This is a genomic window from Spirulina sp. 06S082 (assembly GCF_034932145.1).
In the GTDB taxonomy this organism is placed as follows: domain Bacteria; phylum Cyanobacteriota; class Cyanobacteriia; order Cyanobacteriales; family Spirulinaceae; genus CCY15215.
The window spans coordinates 1-3,248 of record NZ_JAYGHV010000243.1 but is presented as its reverse complement, the minus strand read 5'-3'; the positions used below and the strand labels follow the sequence as shown (position 1 = coordinate 3,248).

The 3,248-nt window shown below is 45.7% G+C and carries 3 protein-coding genes; all 3 read left to right on the top strand.

Annotated elements, in window-relative coordinates; all coding sequences use genetic code 11:
- Window positions 1-29: 29 nt before the first annotated feature.
- Window positions 30-620: a precorrin-6Y C5,15-methyltransferase subunit CbiT gene (gene cbiT, locus VB714_RS15185; protein ID WP_416309698.1), complete on the top strand. Its 591-nt coding sequence runs from the start codon at window positions 30-32 to the stop codon at window positions 618-620.
- Window positions 621-749: 129 nt separating this feature from the next.
- Window positions 750-1,670, top strand: a complete 921-nt coding sequence (locus tag VB714_RS15180) for a phosphatidate cytidylyltransferase (RefSeq protein ID WP_416309697.1) — start codon at window positions 750-752, stop codon at window positions 1,668-1,670.
- Window positions 1,671-1,830: 160 nt separating this feature from the next.
- The coding region (locus VB714_RS15175; protein ID WP_323225449.1) for a hypothetical protein at window positions 1,831-3,248 on the top strand (1,418 nt) is incomplete at its 3' end.

Below are 3,248 nucleotides of genomic sequence, written 5' to 3'. Positions count from 1 at the left end.
CCCCACCTCCCCCACGCCCACTCTTAACCATGCTCTGGCCTTATACAACTCCGGGGATTCCCGATGACTTATTCGAGCAACTTCCGGGAATTCCTTTAAGTAAGCGAGAAGTGCGACTCCTGCTCCTCTCTGCACTGCGTTTGGAATCCGACTCCGTTTTGTGGGATATTGGCGCAGGAACCGGAACAATTCCCATAGAAGCAGGATTGCTTTGCCCTAAAGGTAAAATCGTTGCTGTAGAACGAGATGAAGAAGTTGCCAACTTAATCCGACGGAACTGCGATCGCTTTTCAGTTGAGAATGTTAGCGTTATTGAAGGAAATGCGCCGGATTGTTTGCAAGACCTGCATCCCAAACCCCAGCGAATTTGCTTGGAAGGGGGGAAACCGATTCAGATCGTCCTCAAAGCCCTCTGGGAAGAACTGCAACCCAAAGGTAGAATTGTTGCCACTGCCAATAATCTCGAAAATCTTTACGCCCTTTCTGAAGGATTTGCACAACTGCAAGCCAGAAACCTCGAAGTCGTGCAATCATCAGCAAACCGCTTGGAAAAGCGCGGTATTCATCAAACCTTTGCTGCCGTTAATCCCATCTTCATTTTGAGCGGGGAAAAATTCTAATGCAGTTGACCATTAACGAGAATGCTAAATTAACTTTTATTTATCTTTAAATTTTTGATAGGATTTTCTTAACCTAAATATCTTCACAAGCCTAGTTTTTAACTTTTAACTTGGAATTATAAATTGCTTATGCCTTGGTCTCGCATCTTGAGTGCAATCATTGCGATCGCCGTCGCCCTATTAATGATTATTGCTGGTGGCTGGGTCTTTACCGCCGGATTTATGATTATCGTTTTTTTGGGACAATCAGAATATTTTCAAATGGTGCGAGCAAAAGGAATTGAACCCGCCGCCAAAACAACTCTTATTCTTTCTCAACTCTTACTGATTATTGCCACAGTCGTCCCCAATCTTACCGATGCACTTTTTCCCATAAGCGGGACCTTAATCTGTTTTTACTTGCTCTTTCAGCCTAAAATTGCCACGATCGCCGATATTTCCACCTCGATTTTAGGCTTATTTTATGGGGGATATTTGCCGAGTTATTGGATCCGCTTGCGGGTAGATTTGGCGATCGCGAACCCCCAGGAAGCAATAGCCAATTCCCCTCTGGATGTTCCTTTTTTGCTCAATTTTTTCGGCGATCGCTCCTGGCAAGCCCCTTTTAGCCTCAATCATCTTTCCCCCGCCCTAACCACTACCTTTTTAACCTTTGGCTGTATTTGGGCTGCGGATATTGGTGCCTATCTGATGGGCAAATATTTTGGGCGCACGCGACTGTCCCCTATTAGCCCCAAAAAAACCGTAGAAGGAGCCGTATTTGGTATCTTAGGCAGCATCAGCGTTGCCACATTGGGGGCATGGTATTTACACTGGCATAGCTGGCAGTTGAGTGGCGTTCTCATCGGAATATCCATTGGGATTACCAGTCTTTTAGGAGATTTAACCGAATCGATGATGAAACGAGACGCTGGGGTTAAAGATTCCGGACAACTCATTCCTGGCCATGGAGGCATCCTCGATCGCACAGACAGCTATGTTTTTACAGCCCCCTTGGTTTACTATTTTACCAGTCTGGTTTTGCCTCTCTTGCCAACTTCAATTTTTTAGCAGAACGCTGTAGGGTTTAGGGTGTAAGGTATTAAAAGGAATGAGAGGCAACGCTTTGCGATTTTTTTCGCCGATTCTCAATTCATTCTTTACTGATACTTGAGAATTGAATTACTATTGGTGCTATGGGGTTGAATCCTCGGGATGCGGATGGTGGCTTATGATGTTTAAACAAAATTCAACTTCAGGAAACTCAAACGGGAACGGGGCGGATCGGTCTCGGGGTTCGGATAATGGAGCAAAACGCACTCAAGCATGGGATGCTTTGCTGGATTTCTGGGCGGAACCGGATAATGAAGAATTAACGGAAGAATCTCTCGAACCCAAGACCCCGCCAGAAAATGACCCAGAAAATGACCCAAGAAATAGACGGTCGGAAGCCTCAGAAAGTAAAGGTTCTGCGATCGCGCAGCCCAATTCCAATTCAGAACTAGATCCAGAAGGATTAACCTTTGACGACCTCGAGCAATTATTGGGTCAAACTCCCCAAGATCCCCCTCAATTTGACTCTCTCTCGTCTGGCGATCGCCTTTCCGAAGACTCAGAAGAGGCGATCGCTCCCCCCATTTCAACCTGGGCGCAGAAAATCACCAAATTTCAACCTTCTCCCTCACCTTCTCCCTCCGACGATCGTGCCGAAACACCCTCTTTTTCTGATAATGATTGGCATGATGATTGGCATGATGATTGGCCATCTTTAGCTGATACAGAAAATATCCCTGCTCTATTCGAGAGTTTAATTGAACCTACCGAATTAAAAAGCCAGCCACCCAATACTGAAAACTCCAATATTGAAAACTCCAATACTGAAAACTCCAATATTGAAAACTCCAATACTGAGATACCCTCTCTGGCCGAAGACATAGAAGAGAGTCAAGTCGTAGAACCATCAGTCTCTTCCTCTCTCGAACCGCAGAAAACTTCTCCAGAAAAACAAAACAGCGCAACCGAAACTGTAAAACAGGATAATCCTCCTGAAAATCCTCCTATGGTGCATTCTACAACCAATCTCTCTGACACGAATCCCCCGCCCGATCTCCCAGAGTCGGCTCTCAGTTCATCTTCTGCCAATAACATCACCCCTCAAACCAACGAGAAATCAATCGATCGAAAAAACACTCCGAAACAGACAGCAACAGCCCGTCAAACGCCGCCCCCTCCTCCCAAATCACAATCTCAGGGCGATCGCCAACGCCAAAATGGTTCGGGGGGACGGAAAGCTAGACCGAAAACCTCATCTCCAGCAGTTTCTAGTCTCTTTAAACCCCGTGCTGAAGAACTTGACGATCCCCTCAAAGATTTGCGAGATTTTCTGTTGACAGAATCTCCTAAGTTAGAAGCACCGAAAATACCCGAAGAAGAAGAACTCGATATTCCCAATCTCATTACCTTTGAAAATTCTCTCAAACGACTGCACGAACTCGAACAGTCTGCCCCAACAACAGCCAAAATCCAAAAACCTAAAACTCCACCTAAATCTCAAACCCAGCCCAAATCTCAAACCCAGCCCAAATCTCAAACCCAGCCCAAATCTCAAACCCAGCCCAAATCTCAAACCCATCCTAAATCTCAAACCCA